A 21646-nucleotide genomic window follows, 5' to 3' on the forward strand; every position below is an offset into this window, starting at 1 on the left:
GCGCCTCCCGCGCTCATCCGCCCGCCCCCTCAGCACCCTTGGCGCCCGCCGCGCCCTCCGCGTTCTCCGGGCCTTTCCCCCTCCATCCCCTTCGCTCTTCGCGCCCGAGGCTGCTGAGCTGCGGTGATGGGTGGGGTGGGTGTGGGAGGTTTTGTGCTTTGTGGGTAGTTTGTCTGGTATTAGTGGGCAGCGCCGTTGCTCTCCTACCACCGCTTACGAGGCAGTCATGTCGTTGTCCCGAAATATCAGGAGATGTGTGGCTGCGGCGGTGGCCGCCATCCTCGCTCTGCTCACCGCCTCCCCCACGCCCCCGGCGTCCGCCGACACCCCGCCGGCCCGGCCGAACATCATCTTCTTCCTGGTCGACGACCTGTCCGCCGACCTGCTGCCCTACATGGACACGGTCCGCGGGCTCGCCGAGGGCGGCACCACGTTCACCGACTACTACGTGTCCGACTCGCTCTGCTGCCCCTCCCGCGCCTCGATGTTCACCGGCCTGTTCCCCCACAACACCGGCGTACGGACCAACCAGGGCTACGACCGCGGCGGCTACGAGGCGTTCGCCCGGCACGAGGGCCGCACCTACGCCGTCCCCCTCCACCAGGCCGGCTACCGCACGGGCTACCTGGGCAAGTACATCAACGAGTACCCGGCCCGCCCCGGCTACCAGGTGCCGGACGGCTGGGACGAATGGCACGTCTCCGCGGGCGGCGGCTACAACGAGTTCAGGTACCAGCTCACCCGCTACATCAGGGAGGAGTCGGGCGACCGGCGCCCGATCGCCCCCTCCAGGGGCGACTACCTGGTCGACGAGCTGGCCCAGCGGGCGACCGGCTTCATCGAGCGCTCCCGCGAGCACGCCCCCGGCAAGCCGTTCTTCCTCCAGGTCTCGCCCTTCTCCCCGCACAACCGGGTGGACGTCAGGCCCGGCGACACCGAGCCGCGTTTCCCGCCCGCGCCGCGCGACCGTCCGAAGGACCGCTTCCCGGACGGCGAGTTCCCGCACGGCGACTGCGGCGGCCCCGACTGCGCCGGCATCGACGTGACCGCCCTGCCCTCCTTCGACGAGGACACCGCCGACAAGCCCTCCTGGGTCCGCCGGGCCCCGATCGAGGCCAAACGCGCCGAGGAGCTGCGCGAGGACTTCCGTGACCGGATCCGCATGGTCCAGTCGGTCGACGACATGGTGGGACGGGTGTTGTCCACGCTCACCGAGCCCGAGCGCCGCAACACCTACGTCGTGTTCGCCAGCGACAACGGCTTCCACCTCGGCCAGCACCGGCTGGTCCGCGGCAAGTCCACCGCCTACGACCACGACGTACGGGTCCCGCTGCTGGTCAGGCGGCCGGTCACCGGAGAGCGCGACCGGCTGGTGAGCGGCGCCATCGCCCAGAACGTGGACCTGTTCGCGACCTTCCTCGACATGGCCGGCATCGCCCCGGCGATCCGCGACAGCCGGGACGGCCGCAGCCTGCTCCCCCTCATCCAGGGCCGGCAGGTCGCGGACTGGCGGCAGGCGGCGCTGGTCGAGCACGTCAAGCCCGATCCGCGGACGCCCGGCAGGCCCGATCCCGACGCCGACCGGCTGAGGCAGGGCAACGCGCAACCGCCCACCTACAACGCCGTACGAACCGCGGGCGAGCTGTACGTCGAGTACGAGAACGACCCGAAACCCGAGTACTACAACACCGTCACCGACCCCCGCCAGGAGTCCAACGACCCCGGCAACGCCCGGACGGCGTACCTGGCCGGAGTCCTGCGCGGGCTGACGACGTGCGGCAGATCGGGCACGCCCGACTGCTGGACGGCCGCGCACCTCCACTGAGGCGTACAGCAGAAGCTGAGCCGTACGGCAGAAGCTGGGAACGTACGGCAGAAGTTGACCTCCTTCGGTCCGGCGGTTGACGCGCCGGCCGCCGGTCCCCTCGTAAATTGGGGCGGTCGGGAGCCCGAACCGAAGGAGAGCGATGCGGTTCACGTCCGCCCTTGCCGGATTACTGATGTTCGCAGGCACGTTCGCAGGCACGGGGGTGGCGCAGGCGGCGCCCGCACCGGCGGCCACCCAGTCGGCCGGGTGCGCGGCCGTGCTGCCCCGCCCCGACGGCCATGGCATCACCTGCGTCGACGTACGACGTCGCCCGCAGAGCGACGGCTCGGAGCTGCGGGACGTCACGATGACCTCGACGGCGATCTTCCAGGCGTCCGGCGGCACCCCGGTCATCGACCCGCTGTCGCGCCCGATCAGCGTCCGCGTCTACCTGCCGAAGGACTACGACCCCTCGCGCGCCACCCCCTACCGGGCGCTCTACCTGCTCAACGGCGGCGGCGACAACTACGACTCGTGGACCACCAAGGCCGACCTGGTCTCCCTCGTCCGCAAGGCGGGCTCCTTCGACGGCATCGTGGTGATGCCGACCGGCGGGATGACCGGCTGGTACGCGGACTGGGCCGGCCGTACGGACGGATATTTCGCACCGAAGTGGGAGACGTACCACATCGACCAGCTCATCCCGTGGATCGACGCCAACTTCAACACCGTCGCCGACCGGTCAGGACGCGGCCTGGCGGGCCTGTCCATGGGCGGCTACGGCGCGCTGCGGTACGCGGCCGCGCACCCCGACGTCTTCTCGGTGATCGGCGCGTTCTCGCCCGGCATCGACCTGCGCGCCAGGCCCGCCCAGCGCACGATCTCCGACTCCATGTGGCAGTCGGGCGCCGCGATCGAGCTGACCGACCTGGGCGAGTTCCGCGTCAACAAGTACGACAACGGCAGCCCGCTGCCCGTCCTCGACCAGGAGGTGCAGCGCCGCTACCGCCTGGACACGCTGTTCGGCCCGCACACCACCACGGTCTTCCACGGCCGCACGGTCGACGACTGGCCCGCCGCCAACCCCGCCGACCTGGTCACCCAGGGCAGGTACGCCCCCTATGACGGGCGGCTGGCCCTGTACGCCGGCGGCTGCGCGAGCCTCCCGCGCGTCCCGGACGGCACCGAGCCCGCCCCCGCCGCGTGCGGCTACGACACCAGGGCGAGCGACGACGCCGCAGGCGTCAGCGAGCCGATCCTCGGCGCGTACGCGAGCGAGTTCGACGCCACGCTGACCGGCCTCGGCGTCGGCCACCGCTACTGCTACAGCAGGGGCGGCCACGACTGGAACGCCTGGTCGGCCTACCTGGTCGACTTCCTCAGGTACGCCTACGGCACCGCCCCCGCCCGCTGCCCCGCACTCTGACGCCTCAGCCCGCTTCCAAGTCGGCCACAAGTACCGGCCGGTAGTCCTGGACCGGTGACGAACCATCTTCCGACCCGCGTCCTGACCGCCCTGGGCGCCGCCGTCCTCACGCTGACCGCGCTGAGCACGGCGGCCGCCGCCGACACAGCCGCCGACACCGCCGCCGATCCCGCGAGCTGGAGGTGGGGCGCCCTGCACTCCACCGACGGCCTGGCGACCGCCCGGGGCAAGGTCGTGGCCGGCCAGTCGGGGCTGGCCGTGACCGGCACCCTCGACGACGACCGCGGCAAGGACTGCTCGTGGGTGCTGATCAGGTACCAGAGCGCGAGCAACGGCCGCTGGCGCACGCACGGCGTCTACAACTGCCTGCCGGGCACCGGCTCCTTCCGCAAGAACGTCGGCGGCGCGCTGCAGATCCGGGCGCAGGTGTGCCGCGGCAACGGCGCGCGGCCCGTCGGCCGGTGCTCACGATGGCGGACGATCTACACCCAGGGCGGCTGACGGCCGCCCCGCCGTCCCCCGGGCGTCAGTCGGCGCGCTTCTTGCTGGCGATGATGTAGAGCACCAGCTCGCCGCAGGCGCGGCAGACCGTCCTGTCCCCGTCGGCGCCCAGGTGGGCGGGCACGGCCCGCGCGCCGCAGAACGCGCACGGCCGCTCCACCGGCTCCCGCTCGCCCCGCATCGCCCCGGCCGTCGCCAGCAGCGCGCAGCCCAGGCAGAGCGAGACCGACTTGCCGACGACGAGATCGGCGGGGTCGGGCGTCGAGCCGCAGAATCCGCACTGGAACACCGCCGTCACCCCGATCCAGTCGCTCGGGCGCGCGTGCTCGCCGGACAGGACCATTCGCAGGATGCGCAGGCAGCGGCCGGCGACCTCGTCCGTGACGCCCGCCCGCTCAAGTTCGGCCCGCAGCTCCGCGCGCGCGCCGGGGTCCTCGGGCGGGAGCGCCTTCAGCAGGCAGAGCAGCGCCTCGTCGAGCGCGCGCAGGGCCTCCGCGGCGGAGGCGACGAGATCACTCATGCCGCGCCGCCGGCGAGCGGCGGTCCCGGAATGCCAGGCGCTTCCTCGCGCCCGGTCCATTTGCCTGTGCGACTTATGCGTAATATCGCGACCGGCCTCCGCCGCGCGTTATCGCCGACCGCATGGGAAACGCTTCCCGGCGATGACCGTTCTAGAATTCCGCACCACCCCGAGTCAATGGACGGGACCTCCGGGCCGAAGGGCATGAATTCATGCGCCCGGAAATCGGCGGCGAACTCGGGGCGGCCGGCGCGAAGGAGCGCCGTGGCGCCGGGCGCTGGCCTCATCTGCTCAGCCCCTGCCAGCACCTGCCAAGAACCCGCAGTTCACGGCCATGTTCCGGCGCTCGGCGGGCACGCCGGCAGGCGCCCCGGGGTGTCGAGTATTCGCATCCTTAAGCAGGGTCACGCATTCCCCCATTTCCGGCGGAGGCGCAAGCGCCCCTTTCGCGGCCATCATCGCCCCGGCCCAATAAAGCGTCAACGGGCGACGGCCCTACATTTTCCCTATATTGCGGCGTGGCGCCGTCTTGCGCGCCCCGGGTTGTCCCGGCACGCTGGCAGACGTGGCGGATAACCGTACTGGAAAGAGCCGCGCGCGAGCGGCGCGCAGATGGTCGGCCGCGCCGCGCAGCCAAATGTTCAGCCTTCCGGAAATCCTCGCCAAGATCGCCGACCCCGACGTCGAGGCGCCCGGCGACCCGGAGCTGCGTGACTTGTTCGAACGCGACCAGCACGACCGGCGCGACGGCGTGCCCGGCGACGGCGGCGAGCGCGGCCTGGCCCGGCGGGCACGCTGCATGGAGAAGTTCGCGGCCGGAGAGGTGCGCTCGCCGGGCGACTACTACCACCTGGCCGCGGTGATGCAGCACGGCGGGCTGGCCGAGCACTACCACCTGGCCTTCGAGCTGGCGCGGCGGGCGGCCGGCGCCGGTTGCCGGCCCGCCCGCAGGCTGGCCGCCTCGGCCCTCGACCGGTGGTTGCTGCAGATGGGCCTGCCCCAGCGGTACGGCACCCAGTACGTCGACATCGGCGGCCGCTGGTGCCTCTACCGCGTCGACCCCGTCACCACGGACGCCGAACGCACGGTCTGGGACGTCCCGCCCCTGGCCGAGGCGCTGGCCCGGGCGGAGGAGATGAACCACGCCGACGGCCTGGGCTGACGTCCGCACCTGAAGGCCGAGCGGCCGCCCGCGCCGCCTCTCATCAGAAACCGGACACGACCTTTGCCACTGGTTTTCCCGGAATTCCCGGGCCGCGGCGGGCCGGCGGGCGAACCTGACCATGACATGTTCCCGTCCCGGTCGAAACAGGCAGGTTCCCATGGTCAGACGGGCTCTCGGGGCGCCGGTCCCGCTCGCTCTCTCGCTGGTCGCCGTTCTCGCGGTCGCGCCGCCGGCCCAGGCGGTGACGCTGGAGGAGAAGCTCGCCGCGCTCTCGGGGTTCACGCAGCCCACCGCGTCCAGCGCCGAGGCCTGGCGGGACGCCTGGGCCGACCAGGGGTCGTGGGCCGACTTCGACTTCGACTGGTCGAGCGACGGCTGTACGAGCAGCCCCGACCAGCCGCTCGGCTTCGACTTCTCGATCCCGTGCCGGCGACACGACTTCGGCTACCGGAACTACCAGGCCGTCGGCGACTTCCCGGCGAACAAGGAGCACATCGACAAGGCGTTCTACTTCGACCTCAAGCAGGTGTGCACCCAGTACTCGCTCTTCCGTCAGCCGAGCTGCAACGCGCTGGCCAAGCTGTACTACCAGGCGGTCCGCCACTACGGCACCCCTCGCGGCACCGGCGGGGAGATCGTACGCGTGCCGGACAGGGACGCGCTAAGGCAGCAGGGCCCCGCTGAGCCCGCAGACGGCGGTGACAAGATGTTCGCCCAGAGCCCGCCAGGATTCTTCGACTGAACCGGCGGCGGCGTGGCCGGCCGCCAGGTCGGCCTCCAGCTCGGCGCTCATGTGCACGACGAGCAGCCGGATCATCGCCGCCTGCCGCTCGGACAGCTGGCGCTCCCGGTCGCGCATCGACGGCGGGCGCAGCAGCTCCAGCCGGCGGAACGAGGGCGTGCTCAACGTCACCCGCGCCGTGTACTCGCGCAGGGACGGCTCCACGACGGCCTGGGCGAGGAACCGCCCGTACCAGGACGGGGTGCCCAGCTCGATGTGGTGCTCGATGCTCGGCGCGATCGCGCACGTGATCCAGTCGCGCAGCGACACCTCGCCCGACGTCTCCAGCGCGGCCACCATCGGCAGGCGGTGCCGGTCGACGGCGGCCGCGTGACGGGACAGGATCGCGTGGATCAGCTCGTCACGGGTGCTGAAGTGGTATTGGACGGCGGACTTGTTCCGCTGGCCCGCGGCCTCGCGGATCATCCTGATCGACACGTGCGCGAAGCCGTGCTCGGCGTAGAGCCGCTCCGCGGTCTGCATGATCCTGTCCTTGGCCCGGATCGAGCGGGGAGACGGCGCGGCGACCGCCGTACTGACGTCCATGACCGGTCCTCGATCTCGTTTCCACCACCGTCCCCGAACGCTATCCCATGCCGCCGGCCGAGGTCAGGGGGTCACCAGGTGACCCACACGTCCTGGAGGCCGCCGGACAGGCCGCCCGTGCGCAGCCGCAGCTCGGCGGGGTCGTCGCGGAGCCGCAGGCCGGGCAGCCGCCGCGCCAGCAGGCCCAGGACGACCTGCAGCTCCAGCCTGGCCAGCGGCTGGCCGAGGCAGTAGTGGCGGCCGGCGCCGAAGGTGAGGTGCTGGCTGCTGTTCTCCCGGCGCGGGTCGAACCGGTCGGGGTCGGCGAACTTGGCCGGGTCGCGGTTGGCGGCCGGGATGTTGGGGATCAGCGTGCTGCCCGCGGGCACGGTGATCTCGCTCAGCTCGACGTCCTCGGTGATGAACCGGGGCACGCCGCCGATGGCCGACAACGTGCTGTCCAGCCGCAGAACCTCCTCCACGGTGCCCGGGATCAAGTCGGGGTCGTCGATCACGGCCTCGTAGCGTTGCCGGTCGGACAGCAGCATCGCCGTCATGATGGCGATCATGTTGGACGTGGTCTCGTGCCCGGCCAGCAGCAGCCCGCGCACGGTGGCGATGAGCTCGTCCCGGCTGAGCCTGCCGTCCTCGGCGTCGGTGATCTGGGTCAGCTCGCTGAGCAGGTCGTCGCCGGGGTCGGCGCGGTTGCGGTCGATCAGGTCCGACACGTACGCGTTGAACTCCCGGTAGGCCGTGTCGACCTCCTCCTGCGTGTTGCGCGTCAGGGTCAGCATCGTGCGCGACCAGTGCGCGAACTTGTCCTGGTCCGAGCTCGGCGCGCCGACCAGCGCGCAGATGACCCGTACCGGCAGGGGCAGGGCCAGGCCGGACGACAGGTTGCCCGGGGAGCCCTTGGCCAGCATGGAGTCGAGGAGGTCCTCGGCCATGGCCTGGACGCGGGGGCGCCAGACCTCCATCTTCCTGGCCGTGAACCAGCGGCTCAGCAGGCGCCGCCAGCGCATGTGGCCCTCGCCCTCGCCGATGTCGCCGGCGCCGTCCTTGCGGCGGTTGAACAGGCCGCCGTCCTCGGTGGTGGACAGCCGGGCGGCGCCCTCGCGGGCGAGGTTGCGGCTGAAGCGGGGGTCGGCCATGACGGCGCGGGCGTCGTCGTACCGGGTCACCAGGGCCGCCACGTCGCCGCTGGGCAGGCGTACGTGGGCCACGGGGCACTTCTCCCGCAGGTCGGCGAGTTGTGGGGGCGGTTCCAGCGCCGTGGGGCGGTCGAAGGGGAAATCGGGGATCGCGTCAACGGTCATGCGTCCTCCAGCTTGAAAGCCCGACACATCGGAATATAAGGCGATCGACTTATTTGAGGCAATCGTCTTGACTGGATGGATTACTTCGGGTGCGGGAAATCTACCGAGGCATTGCCTCCCCTTGAGGAGCCGCGCGGGCGCCGAGCTGGTACGCATCGGATTACCGCGATGCGTCGATGGCTCACTATGCTCGCATCCATGGCGGAGGCTCCACTTTTGACCGATTCAGAGCTGTCCGAGGCGTTGCGGGCGTTGGCGAACCCGACCCGGCTGCAATTGCTGTCGTGGTTGCGGGAGCCGGAGCGCCACTTCTCCCTGGAGGGGGCGATCGCCGACCCGGTGGAGGTCGGGGTGTGCGTGACGCACATCCAGGCCAGGGTCGGGCTCGCGCAGTCGACGGTGTCGGCGTACCTGAGCGAGCTGCAGCGCGCGGGGCTGGTACACGCCACCCGCGTGGGCAAGTGGACGCACTACAAGCGTGACGAGCGCCGCATCGCCCAGCTCGTCGCCACCCTCGGTCGCACCCTGTAGAAGCCGCTCCCCGCCGAGCCCCCCGGACGACAGAGGTCGGTTTTCATATATCGACATTTTGCGATATGTCTATGCTTCTGAGGATCGACACACGATGAGGGGATGTCCCATGGGCACCATCGACGGCCTGGATCTCGGCACGTTCGGGATCTACACGTTCGACTTCGAGCACGTGCCGGCCGCGCACATGCGCGAGTCGATCCAGGAGCTGGAGGAGCAGGGGTGGCGGGCGTTCTGGATGCCCGAGCTGCTCGGCCGCGAGGCGCTCACCCATGCCGGCTTCCTGCTGTCGTGCACGCGAAGGATGCACATCGTGAACGGCATCGCCCAGATCTGGGCCCGCGAGGCCAGGTGGACGTACGGCGCCGCCCTGCTGCTGGCCGACGCCTACCCCGACCGGCACGTGCTCGGCCTGGGTTTCGGCGGCGCCCCCCGCCCCGGGACGACCCCGCTGACGGCCATGCGGGCCTACCTCGACGAGCTGGACGAGCTGGAGACCGTCAACCCGGCTCCCAAGCCGGGCGTGCGCCGCCTGCTGGCCGCGTACGGGCCCAAGATGCTCGAACTGGCCCGCGACCGGGCGGCGGGCGCCCAGACCTACCACGTCAACGTCGCGCACACCGCCGAGTCACGGCAGCTCCTCGGGCCGGACGCGTTCCTGGCCGTCGAGCATCCGGTGCTGTTCGAGACCGACCCCGCCAAGGCCCGCGCCGCCGCCCGCGAGCACCTGCGCCCCTACCTGAGCACGCCGTACAACGTGGCGAAGTTCCGGCGGCTCGGGTACGCGGAGGACGAGATCACCGGCGGCGGCAGCGACCGCCTGGTGGACGACTTCGTCTTCTGGGGCGACCTGGACACCGTCGTCGGCAAGCTGCGGGCCCACGTGGACGCGGGCGCCGACCACGTGGCCGTGCAGGTGATCGGGATCGAGCCGGGCCGGACGGCGATGCCCCACTGGCGCGAGCTGGCCGGCGCCCTCTCCCCCGGCCGCGCCTGACCGCCGCCTTCGATATACAAACGATCGGTCGTTAATATAGTTTGGCGGCATGACGTCCGAGACCGGCCGGTGTGCCGCATGCTGACCTCACGCTGGATCCCCGGCCCCGAGAGCGACCGGCCGGGCCCGCTGGTCGCCGCCCTGACGGACTTCCGCCTGCGGCGGCTCCGGGACCTGCCCGGCATCGCCCGGCACGGCCGGTCGTTGAGCCGCCACTGGCCCGGCCTGCCGGGCGCGGTGGGCATGTGGCTCTGGGCGGATCTCGCCGGCCGCCGGGTCGGCTCGCTGTCGGTGTGGCGGAGCGAGGATGATCTGCGGGGGTTCGTCCGGTTGCCCGAACACGTCACGATCATGCGCGCCTACCGCGACCGGGGCACCCTGCGCTCCCGTACGTGGCCGGTCGACGCCCTCGACCGGAGCGCCCTGCTGCGGTCGTTGCGCTGACCCGCCGGTCGGTCCGGCCGGCGGGCCGGATCATGGCGGACCGTTCCGCGGGCACGCTAGTGTCGGGCGGGAACGGCAGCCGGAAGGCGGGGACGGATGGCGTGGGCAGCCCGGGTGGTCGCCGTCGTCCTGGCCGTGGTCTCGCCGGTGCTGGTGCTCGCGGCGGTCCTGCTGTACGCGGCGCTGCCGCCGGAGTGGCGGCTGCCGGAAATCTTCAGCCCGCTGGCCGCGGCGGGGGTCACCTTCCCGGCCTTCAGCGCGTTCCTCATCGTGCACCGGCCGCGGCTCAGGCTGGCGTGGCTGATGTGCGCGGGCGGCCTCGGCGGCGCGGTCAACACCTTCTGCCAGTCGGCGATGCTGGCCGCCGCGGCGGACGGGGATCTCGCGCTGGCGGGGATGCTGAGGTTCCCCGCGCAGGCCGGCTGGGCGGTGTCCGGGCTGCTGCTGGAGATGCTGCTGCCGCTGTACTCCCCCGACGGCAGGCTGCCGTCGCGGCGCTGGCGCCTGGTGGTGCTGCTCGGCGCGGTGTCGACCGCGGTGGAGCTGGCCCACATGTTCCTGCGTCCCGACCCGCCGGCCGAGGGTTATCCGCTGCCCGCGGTCATCCCCAACCCGTCACAGGTTCCGGAGCTGGCGCCGATCTGGCCGGTGGTCACGGTGGTGGCCTGGACCGGCATCCTCTCGACGCTGCCGCTGGCGGCGTGGTCGATGGTGCTGCGCTTCCGCCGGGCCGACCCGGTCGTGCGGCGGCAGATCGGCTGGCCGCTGTTCTCCTTCGGCGGGTACATCGTCTTCATGCTCGCCGGCGTCGTCGTGCCGGAGCTGTACTGGTTGTCGATCGGGTGGGCGGCGGTCATCCCCGTGTCGATGGTGATCTCGGTGACCCGCTACCGGCTCTACGGCATCGACACCGTCGTCAGCCGGACGTTCGTCGCCGCCGGGCTGCTGGCCGTGGTCGGCGGGGTCTACTTCGGGGTGGCCACGCTGTCGAGCCTGCTGGTGTCGGGGTACCACCAGGTCGCCGGGCTCGCCTCCGCGCTGCTCACGGGCGCGTTCTTCCAGCCGTTGCGGCGGGCGCTGCAACGCGCGGTCGACCGCCTGCTCTACGGGCCGGTGGGCGATCCGCGCGTCCTGGCCGAGCGGCTGGCGCAGGAGGTGCGCCGGGGCGATCCGGCGCAGGCGCTGGCGGCGGTGGTCGGCGTGCTGCGCGAGGGCCTGGCGGTACGCGGCGTCGCCGTCGAGGTGACCAGCGGCGAGCCGGGCCACCCGGTCAGCGTGGCGAGCACCTCGCGCGGGCAGGTCGGCGACTCCCCGCGCGAGGTGCCGCTGATCTGGCACGGCGAGTGGGTGGGCCGGCTGCTGGTCGGCCCGCCCGCCGCGCGCCGCTTCGCCGCCGCGCACGACGAGCGGGTGCTGGACACGCTGGTCCCGTACGCCGCCGACGTGGCCCACGCGGTCCGCCTGGCCGCCGACCTGCAACGTTCGCGCGAACGCATGCTGGCCGCCCGCGAGGAGGAGCGCCGCCGGCTGCGCCGGGACCTGCACGACGGCCTCGGCCAGACGCTCAGCGGGCTGGCGATGACCGTCAACATGGCCCGGCTCAGCCTGAAGAGCTCGCCGGAGGCGGCCGACGGGCTGCTGCGCGAGCTGCGTACCGGCATGGACGCCGTCACGGGCGACCTGCGGCAGCTCGTCTACGGCCTGCGCCCGCCCGCCCTGGACGACCTGGGCCTGGCCGCCGCCGTGCGAGCGCTGGCCGCGCCGGACGGGCCGGCCGCGGAGGTGATCGCCGAGGGCGACCTGACCGGCCTGCCCGCCGCCGTCGAGGTGGCCGTCTACCGGATCGCGCAGGAGGCGCTGACGAACGTGCGGCGGCACGCGCGGGCCACCCGCGTCCGGGTCGAGCTGCGCCGCGAGCCCGGCGCGCTGCGCCTGCTGGTCGCCGACGACGGCCGTGGCCTGCCGCCCGAGCACCGGTCCGGCGTCGGCCTGACCTCGATGCGCGAGCGCACGGCCGAGCTGGGCGGCATCTGCCTGGTCAGCGGTGAGCCGGGGACGGGCACCACGGTGGAGGTCATGCTCCCTGTCCAGCCCTGACCGTGCGCCTTACCGGGCGGACACCCTCCTGTCACATAGAGTGCTGGACGATCACTTTCGGTAACTCCCATGGAGGTGTCCATGAAGCTCATGGGCCGTATCACCTGCGCCGTGGCCGGTGGCGCGCTGCTGGCCGTCGCACTCACCACCCCGGCCACCGCCGACTCGCTGGCCGCCGGCGGGCCCGTCGGCGCGCTGCTCCAGCCGGTGCTGGACGTGCTCAACGCGGTCAACGACACGTCCACCCTCGGCGCCCTGCTGCCCGGCGGCATCATCACCGCCCGCTGACGCTCGCCCTCCCCCCGGGGCGACCGCGCACTGCCGCGCGGGCCCGGCCTGGGCGTACCGTGGTTCGCGGCGGTCACGGCGGAGGGCGGGGAGCAGCGTGCAGGGGTGGGAGCCGTCCACTGTCGTCAGTGACGAGCTGGTCGATGCGTCGCCGGTCGCCGCGCTCGCGGCCCTGTTCGACGACGGCGTGCCGGTCCCGGGGCCGGGCGCGGAGCTGCCGCCGCTGTGGCATTGGGCGGCGCTGGCGCGCTGGCCCGTCTCGTCCGTGCTGGGGGGCGACGGGCATCCCGTACGCGGCTCGTTCCTGCCGCCCGTCGGCCTGCCGCGGCGCATGTTCGCCGGGGGCGAGGTCGTGTTCCACGGGCCGCTGCGGGTCGGCGAGACCGTACGCAGGCAGAGCGCGGTGGAGTCGGTCACCGAGAAGTCCGGGCGCTCGGGCCGGCTGGTCGTGGTGGTCGTACGCACCCGCCTGACCGGCCAGGACGGCGATCCCCGGCTGGAGGAGCGGCAGGACCTGATCTACCGGGAGGCCGGGGCGCCCACCGGCCCGGCGGCGGCGGCCGAGGAGGCCGTGGCGGCGCGGGCCGCCGGTTCCCCGTTCCGCAGGGCGGGCGCCTGGGAGTGGCACTTCGACACCGATCCGACCCTGCTCATGCGGTTCTCGGCGGCCACCGCCAACGCCCACCGCATCCACTACGACTGGCCGTACGCCACCCGCGTGGAGGGTTATCCCGGCCTGGTGGTGCACGGGCCGCTGATGACGCTCGCCCTGGCCGAGACGCTGCGGCTGGAGGGGCGTCCCGAGCGGGTGACCCGCATCGTGCACCGCAACATCCGGCCGCTGTTCTGCGGGCGACCGGCGCGGCTGCTCGGCCGCAGGACGGCCGACGGCTTCGCGCTCGACCTGGCCGGCCCCGAAGGCGCGACGACCGGCCCGCACACCACCCTGACCGTGACGGCCCGGTAAGCGCCGCCCCCCGTCCTCGGGCACCGGCCTGACCGTGACGGCCCGCGCGGGCCCGTCAGGGGGTGATGACGTGTTCGGCGAGCTCGCGGGCGGCGGCGGCCGGGTTCGTGCCGGGGCGGGTCGCGCCGACGGCGAGGGTGCCGTCGATGAGGATGAGCAGCTGGTCGGCGGCGCGGTCGGGCTGCGGGTGGCCGAGCGCGGCCAGCTCGCGCGCCAGCAGCCCGTGCACCTGCCGGCGGTAGTCGCGGGTGATCTCGTGCGCGGGGTGGCCGGGGTCGGTCAGCCCGAGGTCGGCGGCCAGGTAGCGGCAGCCGTGGAACCCGGGCATGGCGACGATCTCGCCGATCCGGTCGAAGACGGCCAGCAGGCGCTCGCGCGGGTCGTGGCCGGCGGCGTCCATGGTGCGGCGGTAGTCGGCGGCGTCGGCGTCGGCGGCCGACCTGAGCACCTCGACGATCAGGCCGTCCTTGCCGCCGAAGTGCTCGTACAGCGAGCGCCGGGCCACGTTCGCGGCCTTGAGCAGGGCGTCGACGCCGACGTTGACGCCCTGGCTGTAGATCAGCTGGTCGGCGGCCGTCAGCAGGCGCTCCCGGGGGCCCGGTCCCGTACGAACTGTCATGGATCCAGGTTGCCACGGGTTGACGAGTAGATCAACCGGTCGATATACATAGATAGACCGATCGATCTACCCCACTTCCTTCTGGAGGAACCGTGTCCTTCCCATCCACCGCCGACGTCATGGAGCGCTTCAACCGGGCCTTCGTCGAGCGTGACCGCGGCCTGCTCGACGACCTGGTCGCCGAGGACTGCGTGATGGAGTCCGTGCAGCCGGCCCCCACCGGCGAACGCGTCACCGGCCGCCAGGCGTGCCTGGACTGGTGGGGCGCGCTCGTGGACGACCTGACCAGCGCGTTCGAGCCGCAGGAGGTCATCGTCGCCGGTGACCGCGCCACCATCCACTGGCACTACCGCTACGGCACCGGCCCGTCCGACTGGGTCAGCGGCGTGAACCTCATGCGCGTCCGCGACGGGCGGATCGTCGAGGCGCTCGGCTTCAGCAAGACCGCCGGCGAAGTTCCCCTGGCGACCGCCTGATGGACGTCATGCGCAGCTACCACGTCGACAGCGGAGCCGGCGTCGAGGGCCTGTCGATCAAGGAACACCCCGTCCCCACCCCTGGTCCTGGGCAGGTGGTGGTCGCGGTGCGGGCCACCTCCCTCAGCTTCCGCGAGCTGATGATCCTGCGCGGCGACTACGTGCTCCCGGTGAAACCGGACGTGGTGCCGGTCTCCGACGGCGCCGGCGACGTCGTCGCCACCGGCCCCGGCGTCGAGTCGGTCGGCGTCGGCGACCGGGTCACCGCCACCCTGTTCCCGAGCTGGCAGGACGGCCCGTTCGCGTTGCGGCACCTGCCGCAGCTCGGCGGCTCGCTGGACGGCATGCTCACCGAGTACGCGCTGCTCGACGAGCACGCCCTCGTGCCGATCCCGGCCCACCTGTCCTACGAGGAGGCCGCGACGCTGCCCTGCGCCGCGGTCACCGCCTGGAACGCCCTGACCGGCGAGGGCACCGGCCCGCTGCCCGGCCGGACCGTCGTCACCCAGGGCACCGGCGGGGTGTCGCTGTTCGCGCTGCAGTTCGCCAAGGCGCTGGGCGCCCGGGTGATCGCCACGACCAGCAGCGCGGCCAAGGCCGAACGCCTGTACGCGCTGGGCGCCGACGAGGTCGTCGACTACCGGGCCACCCCCGACTGGGCGGCCCGGGTGCGCGAGCTGACCGGGGGCGAGGGCGCGGAACACGTCATCGACGTCGCCGGTGACCTCGGGCAGTCGCTGTCGGCCACCGCGATCGGAGGCCAGGTCGCCAGCGTCGGGTTCGTCCTGGCCGACCCGCCGCCGCTCGACGCGCGGGCGGTCTTCCGGTCGGGAGCCACGCTGCGGGGCATCGCCGTCGGCAGCCGCGCGCAGTTCCTGGCCATGAACCGGCTCATCGAGGCCCACCGGCTGCGCCCGGTCATCGACCGCGTCTTCCCTTTCGAGCAGGCTCCCGACGCCTACCGCCACTACATGTCGGGCGGGCCGTTCGGCAAGGTCGTGATCACCGTGTGAGCCGGCCGGACGCGGCGGGCGGGGCGTGCCTGCGCAACACCCCGCCGAGCGGGCCCCCTAGCAGGGGGTCTCGTGGAACTCCGGGTACGAGCCGCGGGTGCCCACCCACGTCACGTCGCCCACGCAGTTCTCGTACTTGACGCCGACCACCGTGGTCCGGGTGGAGTCGCTGTAGTAGTACGTCTCGCAGTGGTAGTCGATCTGGCAGGCGCGGGCGTGGGCGGGCGAGCCGGCGACGGTGAGCGTGCCGACGGCGAGCAGGACGGCGAGCGATGCGCGACGAATCATGGAGATCCTCTCTGACGCGAGGAAGTGCTACTGCCCCTGATGATCGATCGCCGGAGCGAACAGTTCAATACGGTTCATCACAGTTCAATATGGTCGATGCCGGGTACCCCATCGCGAAGGCGAAATGATCCCCCCTGCCGCCGACATAGGATCTTTTCATCTGGTAGATGGCTGATTGTCGAAAGGCTTCCATGACCCACCCCCTCAGCCGCCGGTCCGCCCTGCTGGGGGCCGCGGCCGTGGCCGGAATCGCTCTGTGGGAGAGGCCGGCCGAGGCGGTCGGCGCCGCCGCGTTCGACGCGGCCCGGGAGCGATGGGTGAGCCTGCTGGCCGGCGCCACGTACGACCCGGCGTACCTGGACAAGACGCGGGCCGTCGAGGGTTCGGCCAACGCGGTGCTGCGCAAGATGGACCCCGCTCCCGGCCGGCCGAGCCTGTGGCCCGACCTGCCGCTCGACGACCCCCGTACGGGCAACTTCAACCGCGCCTACAACCGCATGCGCACGCTGGCGCTCGGCTGGGCCACGCCGGGCACCGACATGCACCGCGACCAGCGGGTCGCCGAGACCGCGGCCAGGGCCCTGGACTTCCTGTACGAGCACGCCTACCGCGAGGGCCTCGACCGCCGCGGCAGCAACTGGTACTGGTGGGAGATCGGCGTCCCGCGCGCGCTGACCGACACCTGCGCGCTGCTCTACGACGGCCTGCCCAAGGACGACCTGCGCCGCTGGCTGCGCCCGCTGCGCCACTGGTGCCCCGACCCCGAGCGCCGCGTCAGCCACCCCGGCGTGGTCGAGACCGGCGCCAACCGGGCCAGCAAGGCCATGGCGGTGGCGATGCGCGGGCTGCTCACCCACGACGCCCGCCTGCTCAAGCGGGCCAGGAAGGCCGTCTCCGACCTGCTGCGCCCCACCGGCGGGCCGGGCGACGGCTTCTACCGCGACGGCTCCTTCATCCAGCACGGCGTGTTCCCCTACAACGGCAGCTACGGCGTGGACTACCTGGAGAGCGTGGCCAAGCTGATCGCCATGCTGGCCAGGTCACCGTGGGAGATCCGCGACGTCGGGAACGTCTACGACTTCGTCGACCGCTCGTTCACGCCGTTCATCTTCGACGGGCTGATGATGGACTGCGTGCGCGGCCGGCAGATCTCGGTGCAGGGCCACCGCGACCACCATTCGGGGCAGAAGGCGGTCGAGGCCATCCTGACGCTGCTGGAGACGGCGCCCGAGCGCCACGCCCGGCGCTGGCGGCCGATGGTGAAGGGCTGGCTCACCCGCAACCAGGCCGTCCCGTACGCCGCGGTCGCCCCGCTGGCGAGCGTCGCGCGGGCGCAGGCCCTGCTGGCGGACGCGTCCGTGCCGGTCGGCCCCCGCACGACCGGCACGTACGTCTTCGCCGACATGGACCGGGTCGTGCACCGGCGTCCCACCTGGGCGTACGCCATCGCGATGAGCTCCGAGCGCATCGGCGCGGCCGAGGGCATGAACCAGGAGAACCTGCACGGCTGGTACACCGGCGACGGCATGACGTACCTCTACACCGACGACCTGACCCACTGGAACGACGACCTGTGGCCGACGATCGACCCGTACCGGCTGCCGGGCACCACGGTCGACACGCGCGGGCGCGCCGACCTCCCGCACGGCGCGCGCCGCCTGCCGCCCACCCCGTGGGCGGGCGGCGCGGCGCTCGACGGCGAGTACGGCGTGGCGGCGATGAGGCTGATCGCCGACGGCTCCTCGCTGCGGGCCAGGAAGGCGTGGTTCCTGCTCGACGACGGGGTGATCGCCTTAGGGACCGGCATCACCGCCTCCGACGGCCGCCGCGTCGAGACCGTCGTGGAGAACCGCAACACCCACGGCGCCCATCCCCCGCTGACCCGCGGCGACGGCTGGGTCCACCTGTCCGGCGTGGCCGGATACGCGCTGCTCGACGGCGCCGAGGCGAAGGTGATCCGCGAGCGGCGCACCGGCCGCTGGCGCGACATCGACACCGGCGCCACCACCGGCGGCGACACGACCCCCGTCACCAGGCACTACACGACGATCCTGGTCGACCACGGCGTCGATCCGCGCCGGGCCCGCTACGCCTACGCCGTGCTGCCCGCCGCCACCCCCGAGCAGACCGCGGCCTACCGCGGGCGGGTCGAGATCCTGGCCAACTCCCGCACGGTCCAGGCCGTCAGCCGGGACGACCTGATCGCCGCGGTGTTCTGGCGCGCGGGGGCCGTCGACACCCCGCACGGGCCGCTCGCCGCCGACGGGCCGTGCGTCGTGCTGCTCCGCCACGACCGTCACCGGGTCCGGCTGGCCGTCTCCGACCCGTCCAGGACCGCCGACGACGTGCGGATCAAGCTGCCGTGGCCGGTCAGGTCGGTCAAGGAGGGCGACCGGGGGGTGCGCCGGTCCAAGCGGGCGGTCAAGGTCGAGGTCGGCGGCAGCCGCGGGCACACCCGTCAGGCGGTCCTGCGCGTCTGAGCCGGGCCGCCGCCGTTCATGAGGCGCCGGTGGGGGCGTGCGGCAGGAGCTCGGCCGCCGGGACGCCGGGGTCGGCCAGCCGGCGCGGATCGGCGGTGTGCCCGGCGGCGACCAGGGACCGCAGGTGGCCGGCGTCCTGGCTGTCCACGGTCAGCGCGGCCACCGGGACGCCGCGGTCGAGCCAGAAGGCGGCGAACCCGGGCTCCCCCGGCTCGCCCCTGGTGACGACGCGGTCGGACGTGGTGGGCAGGCCGACGTATTCGAGGGTGGACCCGTACTGCGTGGAGAAGAAGTACGGGACGTGGTCGATGGTGACCGGCTCGCCCAGCAGCGTGGCCGCGGCGGCGGTCCCGTGGACGACGGCGTTGTCCCAATGCTCGATCCGGACCGGTTTCAGGTAGCGCGGGTGCCGGTGGCGGGCGACGTCGCCGGCGGCCAGCGCGGCCGGGTGCGAGGTGCGCAGGCGGCCGTCGGTGACGATGCCGCCGTCGACGCGCAGCCCCGCCGCCTCGGCCAGCTCGGTGTTGGGGACGGCGCCCACGGCGACCACGACCAGGTCGGCCGGGACGCGCCGCCCGGCGACCGTGCGCACCGCCTCGACCGAGCGCGTCCCGAGCACCGCCTCGACGCCGTCGCCGGTGAGCAGCTCGACGCCGTGGTCGAGGTGCAGGCGGGCGACGGCGCCGCCGATCCGGTCGCCCAGCACGTGGTAGAGCGGCGTGGGCAGCGGGTCGACCACGGTCGTGGGCACGCCGAGCGCGCGGGCGGCGGCGGCGACCTCGCAGCCGAGCCAGCCGGCGCCGACCACGACGACGGCCGAGGCCGCGCGCAGGGCCGCGCCGAGCCGTTCGCTGTCCTCGCGGTCGCGCAGGTAGTGGACGCCGTCGAGGTCGGCGCCCGGCACCCGGAGGCGGCGCGGACGGGCGCCGGTCGCGATCAGCACCTGGCCGAACGGCAGCTCCACGTTGCGCCCCAGCTTCACCCGCCGGCCGTCGAGGTCGAGCAGGGTGGCGGGGGCGCCGAGGGCGAGGGCGACGTCCTGGGCGGCGTAGAACCGCGGGTCCAGGACGTCGAGCTCGGCGGCCTCGGTGGTGCCCAGCAGGTAGCCCTTCGACAGCGCGGGACGCTGGTAGGGCAGGGGGTGCTCGTCGCCGACGAGCGTGAGCGGCCCGTCGTAGCCGTGGTCGAGCCGCAGGGCCCGCGCGGCCTGGGCGCCGGCGAGGCTGGCGCCGATGATGACGATGCCGGGATCGGCGGGCATGGTGACGCTCCTTGTGGACGGTGCCGGGGTGCGCGGGGGGTGTCAGACGATCTGGGTGTCAGACGATCTGGAGGTTGGCCATCATGGCCATGTCCTCGTGCTCGGCGTTGTGGCAGTGGAAGAGGTAGCGGCCGCGGTAGCCGTCGAACCGGGTGATGATCTCCACCGACTCGCCCGGCCGCAGGGAGACGGTGTCCTTCAGCCCCGCGTCGTGCGGCAACGGCGGCCGGCCGCTGCGCGAGAGCACCCGGAAGCCGACCAGGTGCAGGTGGACGGGGTGGTGGACGTCGGCGACCATCCGCCACACCTCGACGTCGCCGAGGCCCACGGTGACGTCGGAGCGGGCGGGGTCGAACGGCAGCCCGCCGATCAGCCACCCGCGGCCGTCGTGCATCCGGCCGGCGCGGAAGGACAACTCGCGCACCCGTACGGCGTCCGCCCGCCGCCACTCCGGCAGGTCGGTGGACAACACGGGGGGCACCCGGCTGTCGTCGGCCGCGGCGCGCGCGACCCGGAAGGCCATCACGTCCCGGGTGCGGCCCGAGCCGAGCCGGTTGACGATCCGGACGCGCCCGCCGACCGGGACGCGGGCGAAGTCCACGACCACGTCGTAGCGCTCGGCCGGCGCGATCGGCAGCACCCGGTGGGTGACGGGGGCCGCGAGCAGCCCCTGGTCGGCGCCGATCTGCACGAGGTCGAGCCGCCGCCCGTCGTCGAGCACGGCTTCGAGCTCGTAGTGGCGGGCGTTGGAGGCGTTCAGCAGGCGCAGCCGGTAGCGGGCCGCGTCCACCTCGTGGACGGGCCAGGGGGCGCCGTTGACCAGGATCACGTCGCCGAGCACGCCCGCTATGTACGGTTCGAGCACGCCTGGCCGCTCCCGCAGGGTGGGGTCGAGTGCGGGGTAGGCGAGCTCGCCCTCGGCGGTGAACGCCCGGTCGGCGATCATGAGCGGCAGCTCGCGCGGCCCCGCGGGCAGGCCCAGTGCCTGCTCGGCGTCGTCGCGGACGATCTGCAGCCCGGCCAGGCCGCGCCAGATCGCGGGGGCGGTGAAGTCCATCCGGTGGTCGTGGTACCACAGCAGCGTCGGACGCTGGTCCAGCGGGAAGGTGTAGTCCCTGGTCCGCCTGCTCAGCACGGCCCGCGGGTCGCGCATGCCGCCCATGCCGCCCATGCCGGAGCCGTGCGCCATGTGCATGGTGGGCTCCGTCCAGCCCTCGGGCAGCACGAGGTCGGTCGGGTAGCCGTCGGAGGCGGCCGGGGTGCGTCCGCCGTGCAGGTGGACGACGGTCGGCACGGGCAGGTCGTTGCGGTGCGTCACGGTGATCGGCCGGCCCCGGCGCGCCTCGATCGTCGGCCCGGGGAAGGTGCCCCCGTACGTCCAGGCCCTGGTCCGTACGCCGGGCAGGATCTCCAGGGTCGTCTCGCGCTGGACGATCTCGTAACGGTCGGCGCCGCCCGAGGCGCCGGACGGCGCCAGCACGGCGGGGATCGGCAGCGGCACCTGGAACGGCGGCGGCAGCGGCAGGTCGCTGCGCAGCTCGGCGCCGGTGATCGATGGCCGCCGGGCCATCGCGGCCGAGGCGCCGAGCCCGGTGGCCGCCATCAGCCCGAGCGCGCCGCCGATGCCGAGCGCCTGCCGCCTGGTCACGCCGCGCGCCGGCCGGTCGAGCTCAGGCATCGCGGGCCGCCCGACGCGGGAAGGGCCGGCGCCACACGTCGATGAACTGCACCGTGAGCGCGGCGACGGTCGCCACTCCCAGCGGGATGTGCAGCCACAACGCGCCGTCGAGCCCGGCGAAGTACTGCGCCGTCTCGGCCGCCACCACCGCAGCCGTGGCCAGGAACGGCCCGCTGCGGCGCAGGCGCGCCCACACCACGATCGCCACGATCAGCTGGAGGTAGCCGACGGAGGTGACCACGTCGGCGCCGAAGGAGTGCCAGCGCAGGCTGTCGTAGTCGCCGGTCAGGTACACGCCGGCGAACACCGGCTGGCCGGCGATCGCCACCATGTGGGCGCTGACCGTCGCCCGCAACGTCCAGCCCACGGGTGCCGTGCGGCGCGTGGCATCGGCTCGCGGTCCGTCGACCACGCTGAGCATCGAGGGTCCTCCTCATGTCCGTCCTGATGGAACGCCTCCGACGCT

22 protein-coding genes are annotated in these 21646 nt (G+C 73.0%); 14 read left to right on the forward strand and 8 right to left on the reverse strand.

What is annotated here, in order from left to right:
* Positions 1–256: 256 nt before the first annotated feature.
* From AB0J71_RS14375 to AB0J71_RS14385, 3 genes are all read left to right on the forward strand, one after another.
* Positions 257–1825, forward strand: coding sequence for a sulfatase (locus tag AB0J71_RS14375; RefSeq protein WP_364414415.1), 1569 nt, complete (start codon positions 257–259; stop codon positions 1823–1825).
* Between the two features lie 142 nt (positions 1826–1967).
* Positions 1968–3233 (forward strand): alpha/beta hydrolase-fold protein, encoded by a 1266-nt coding sequence (locus tag AB0J71_RS14380; protein ID WP_364414417.1) that lies wholly within the window; start codon positions 1968–1970, stop codon positions 3231–3233.
* A 54-nt stretch (positions 3234–3287) separates the two neighbouring features.
* Entirely contained in the window at positions 3288–3734 is a 447-nt protein-coding gene (locus AB0J71_RS14385) for a hypothetical protein (RefSeq protein ID WP_352326623.1), read from the forward strand.
* Between the two features lie 25 nt (positions 3735–3759).
* Here AB0J71_RS14385 and AB0J71_RS14390 read toward each other — a convergent pair whose 3' ends face one another.
* Positions 3760–4254 (reverse strand): hypothetical protein, encoded by a 495-nt coding sequence (locus AB0J71_RS14390; RefSeq protein WP_352326621.1) that lies wholly within the window; start codon positions 4252–4254, stop codon positions 3760–3762.
* Between the two features lie 637 nt (positions 4255–4891).
* On the opposite strand from AB0J71_RS14390, the gene AB0J71_RS14395 reads away from it, so the two are divergent.
* Together AB0J71_RS14395 and AB0J71_RS14400 are read left to right on the forward strand one after the other, a co-directional pair.
* Positions 4892–5416 carry a hypothetical protein gene (locus AB0J71_RS14395; protein WP_352326620.1) on the forward strand — a complete coding sequence of 175 codons (525 nt, stop codon included), beginning with the start codon at positions 4892–4894 and terminating at the stop codon, positions 5414–5416.
* 160 nt (positions 5417–5576) lie between these two features.
* Positions 5577–6161, forward strand: a complete 585-nt coding sequence (locus AB0J71_RS14400; protein ID WP_364414419.1) for a phospholipase — start codon at positions 5577–5579, stop codon at positions 6159–6161.
* On the opposite strand, the gene AB0J71_RS14405 is transcribed toward AB0J71_RS14400, so the two are convergent.
* A complete protein-coding gene (locus tag AB0J71_RS14405) occupies positions 6081–6746 on the reverse strand; it encodes a helix-turn-helix domain-containing protein (RefSeq protein ID WP_352326617.1) in 666 nt (221 codons plus the stop codon). The two genes, AB0J71_RS14400 and AB0J71_RS14405, sit on opposite strands and share 81 nt — an antisense overlap.
* A 71-nt stretch (positions 6747–6817) precedes the next feature.
* Entirely contained in the window at positions 6818–8041 is a 1224-nt protein-coding gene (locus AB0J71_RS14410; protein ID WP_352326616.1) for a cytochrome P450, read from the reverse strand.
* A 216-nt stretch (positions 8042–8257) separates the two neighbouring features.
* On the opposite strand from AB0J71_RS14410, the gene AB0J71_RS14415 reads away from it, so the two are divergent.
* The 6 genes from AB0J71_RS14415 (at position 8258) to AB0J71_RS14440 (ending at position 13365) form a co-directional block, all read left to right on the forward strand.
* Positions 8258–8572, forward strand: coding sequence for a metalloregulator ArsR/SmtB family transcription factor (locus AB0J71_RS14415; RefSeq protein WP_352326615.1), 315 nt, complete (start codon positions 8258–8260; stop codon positions 8570–8572).
* Between the two features lie 109 nt (positions 8573–8681).
* Positions 8682–9569 (forward strand): TIGR03620 family F420-dependent LLM class oxidoreductase, encoded by an 888-nt coding sequence (locus AB0J71_RS14420; RefSeq protein WP_364414421.1) that lies wholly within the window; start codon positions 8682–8684, stop codon positions 9567–9569.
* A gap of 78 nt (positions 9570–9647) precedes the next feature.
* Positions 9648–10013 carry a hypothetical protein gene (locus AB0J71_RS14425; RefSeq protein ID WP_352326612.1) on the forward strand — a complete coding sequence of 122 codons (366 nt, stop codon included), beginning with the start codon at positions 9648–9650 and terminating at the stop codon, positions 10011–10013.
* Between the two features lie 96 nt (positions 10014–10109).
* Positions 10110–12110: a sensor histidine kinase gene (locus AB0J71_RS14430; protein WP_364414423.1), complete on the forward strand. Its 2001-nt coding sequence runs from the start codon at positions 10110–10112 to the stop codon at positions 12108–12110.
* 81 nt (positions 12111–12191) lie between these two features.
* Positions 12192–12398 (forward strand): hypothetical protein, encoded by a 207-nt coding sequence (locus tag AB0J71_RS14435; RefSeq protein WP_352327767.1) that lies wholly within the window; start codon positions 12192–12194, stop codon positions 12396–12398.
* A 97-nt stretch (positions 12399–12495) separates the two neighbouring features.
* On the forward strand, positions 12496–13365 hold the full coding sequence (locus AB0J71_RS14440; protein WP_364414425.1) for a MaoC family dehydratase N-terminal domain-containing protein: 870 nt from the start codon (positions 12496–12498) through the stop codon (positions 13363–13365).
* Positions 13366–13420: 55 nt separating this feature from the next.
* Here AB0J71_RS14440 and AB0J71_RS14445 read toward each other — a convergent pair whose 3' ends face one another.
* Complete coding sequence (locus tag AB0J71_RS14445; RefSeq protein WP_352327769.1) at positions 13421–13984, reverse strand: TetR/AcrR family transcriptional regulator; 564 nt, start codon at positions 13982–13984, stop codon at positions 13421–13423.
* Positions 13985–14076: 92 nt separating this feature from the next.
* Here AB0J71_RS14445 and AB0J71_RS14450 point away from each other — a divergent pair, with 92 nt between their 5' ends.
* Both AB0J71_RS14450 and AB0J71_RS14455 read left to right on the forward strand, forming a co-directional pair.
* Positions 14077–14460 carry a nuclear transport factor 2 family protein gene (locus AB0J71_RS14450; protein WP_352327770.1) on the forward strand — a complete coding sequence of 128 codons (384 nt, stop codon included), beginning with the start codon at positions 14077–14079 and terminating at the stop codon, positions 14458–14460.
* A gap of 8 nt (positions 14461–14468) precedes the next feature.
* Entirely contained in the window at positions 14469–15473 is a 1005-nt protein-coding gene (locus AB0J71_RS14455; protein WP_364414427.1) for an NAD(P)-dependent alcohol dehydrogenase, read from the forward strand.
* A gap of 57 nt (positions 15474–15530) precedes the next feature.
* Here AB0J71_RS14455 and AB0J71_RS14460 read toward each other — a convergent pair whose 3' ends face one another.
* Positions 15531–15761, reverse strand: a complete 231-nt coding sequence (locus AB0J71_RS14460; protein WP_352327772.1) for a DUF6289 family protein — start codon at positions 15759–15761, stop codon at positions 15531–15533.
* 191 nt (positions 15762–15952) lie between these two features.
* Here AB0J71_RS14460 and AB0J71_RS14465 point away from each other — a divergent pair, with 191 nt between their 5' ends.
* Positions 15953–18241: a polysaccharide lyase 8 family protein gene (locus AB0J71_RS14465; RefSeq protein ID WP_364414429.1), complete on the forward strand. Its 2289-nt coding sequence runs from the start codon at positions 15953–15955 to the stop codon at positions 18239–18241.
* 16 nt (positions 18242–18257) lie between these two features.
* On the opposite strand, the gene AB0J71_RS14470 is transcribed toward AB0J71_RS14465, so the two are convergent.
* Genes AB0J71_RS14470 through AB0J71_RS14480 form a run of 3 tightly spaced genes read right to left on the reverse strand, consistent with a single transcriptional unit; the run spans position 18258 to position 21601 of the window.
* Positions 18258–19502, reverse strand: a complete 1245-nt coding sequence (locus tag AB0J71_RS14470; RefSeq protein ID WP_364414431.1) for an FAD-dependent oxidoreductase — start codon at positions 19500–19502, stop codon at positions 18258–18260.
* A gap of 58 nt (positions 19503–19560) precedes the next feature.
* Positions 19561–21180: a multicopper oxidase family protein gene (locus AB0J71_RS14475; RefSeq protein ID WP_364414433.1), complete on the reverse strand. Its 1620-nt coding sequence runs from the start codon at positions 21178–21180 to the stop codon at positions 19561–19563.
* Positions 21173–21601 (reverse strand): hypothetical protein, encoded by a 429-nt coding sequence (locus AB0J71_RS14480; protein WP_352327776.1) that lies wholly within the window; start codon positions 21599–21601, stop codon positions 21173–21175. Before AB0J71_RS14480 ends, AB0J71_RS14475 begins: the two co-directional genes overlap by 8 nt.
* Positions 21602–21646: the final 45 nt, after the last annotated feature.

The sequence above is a fragment of the Nonomuraea sp. NPDC049637 genome (assembly GCF_040675235.1).
GTDB lineage: Bacteria > Actinomycetota > Actinomycetes > Streptosporangiales > Streptosporangiaceae > Nonomuraea.

Coding starts and splice junctions, on each gene's coding strand:
- AB0J71_RS14425 (WP_352326612.1), top strand. CDS start 9,648: ATGCTGACCTCACGCTGGATCCCCGGCCCCGAGAGCGACCGGCCGGGC.
- AB0J71_RS14420 (WP_364414421.1), top strand. CDS start 8,682: ATGGGCACCATCGACGGCCTGGATCTCGGCACGTTCGGGATCTACACG.
- AB0J71_RS14430 (WP_364414423.1), top strand. CDS start 10,110: ATGGCGTGGGCAGCCCGGGTGGTCGCCGTCGTCCTGGCCGTGGTCTCG.
- AB0J71_RS14470 (WP_364414431.1), bottom strand. CDS start 19,502: ATGCCCGCCGATCCCGGCATCGTCATCATCGGCGCCAGCCTCGCCGGC.
- AB0J71_RS14400 (WP_364414419.1), top strand. CDS start 5,577: ATGGTCAGACGGGCTCTCGGGGCGCCGGTCCCGCTCGCTCTCTCGCTG.
- AB0J71_RS14445 (WP_352327769.1), bottom strand. CDS start 13,984: ATGACAGTTCGTACGGGACCGGGCCCCCGGGAGCGCCTGCTGACGGCC.
- AB0J71_RS14460 (WP_352327772.1), bottom strand. CDS start 15,761: ATGATTCGTCGCGCATCGCTCGCCGTCCTGCTCGCCGTCGGCACGCTC.
- AB0J71_RS14475 (WP_364414433.1), bottom strand. CDS start 21,180: ATGCCTGAGCTCGACCGGCCGGCGCGCGGCGTGACCAGGCGGCAGGCG.
- AB0J71_RS14410 (WP_352326616.1), bottom strand. CDS start 8,041: ATGACCGTTGACGCGATCCCCGATTTCCCCTTCGACCGCCCCACGGCG.
- AB0J71_RS14480 (WP_352327776.1), bottom strand. CDS start 21,601: ATGCTCAGCGTGGTCGACGGACCGCGAGCCGATGCCACGCGCCGCACG.
- AB0J71_RS14455 (WP_364414427.1), top strand. CDS start 14,469: ATGCGCAGCTACCACGTCGACAGCGGAGCCGGCGTCGAGGGCCTGTCG.
- AB0J71_RS14390 (WP_352326621.1), bottom strand. CDS start 4,254: ATGAGTGATCTCGTCGCCTCCGCCGCGGAGGCCCTGCGCGCGCTCGAC.
- AB0J71_RS14435 (WP_352327767.1), top strand. CDS start 12,192: ATGAAGCTCATGGGCCGTATCACCTGCGCCGTGGCCGGTGGCGCGCTG.
- AB0J71_RS14465 (WP_364414429.1), top strand. CDS start 15,953: ATGACCCACCCCCTCAGCCGCCGGTCCGCCCTGCTGGGGGCCGCGGCC.
- AB0J71_RS14380 (WP_364414417.1), top strand. CDS start 1,968: ATGCGGTTCACGTCCGCCCTTGCCGGATTACTGATGTTCGCAGGCACG.
- AB0J71_RS14395 (WP_352326620.1), top strand. CDS start 4,892: ATGTTCAGCCTTCCGGAAATCCTCGCCAAGATCGCCGACCCCGACGTC.
- AB0J71_RS14405 (WP_352326617.1), bottom strand. CDS start 6,746: ATGGACGTCAGTACGGCGGTCGCCGCGCCGTCTCCCCGCTCGATCCGG.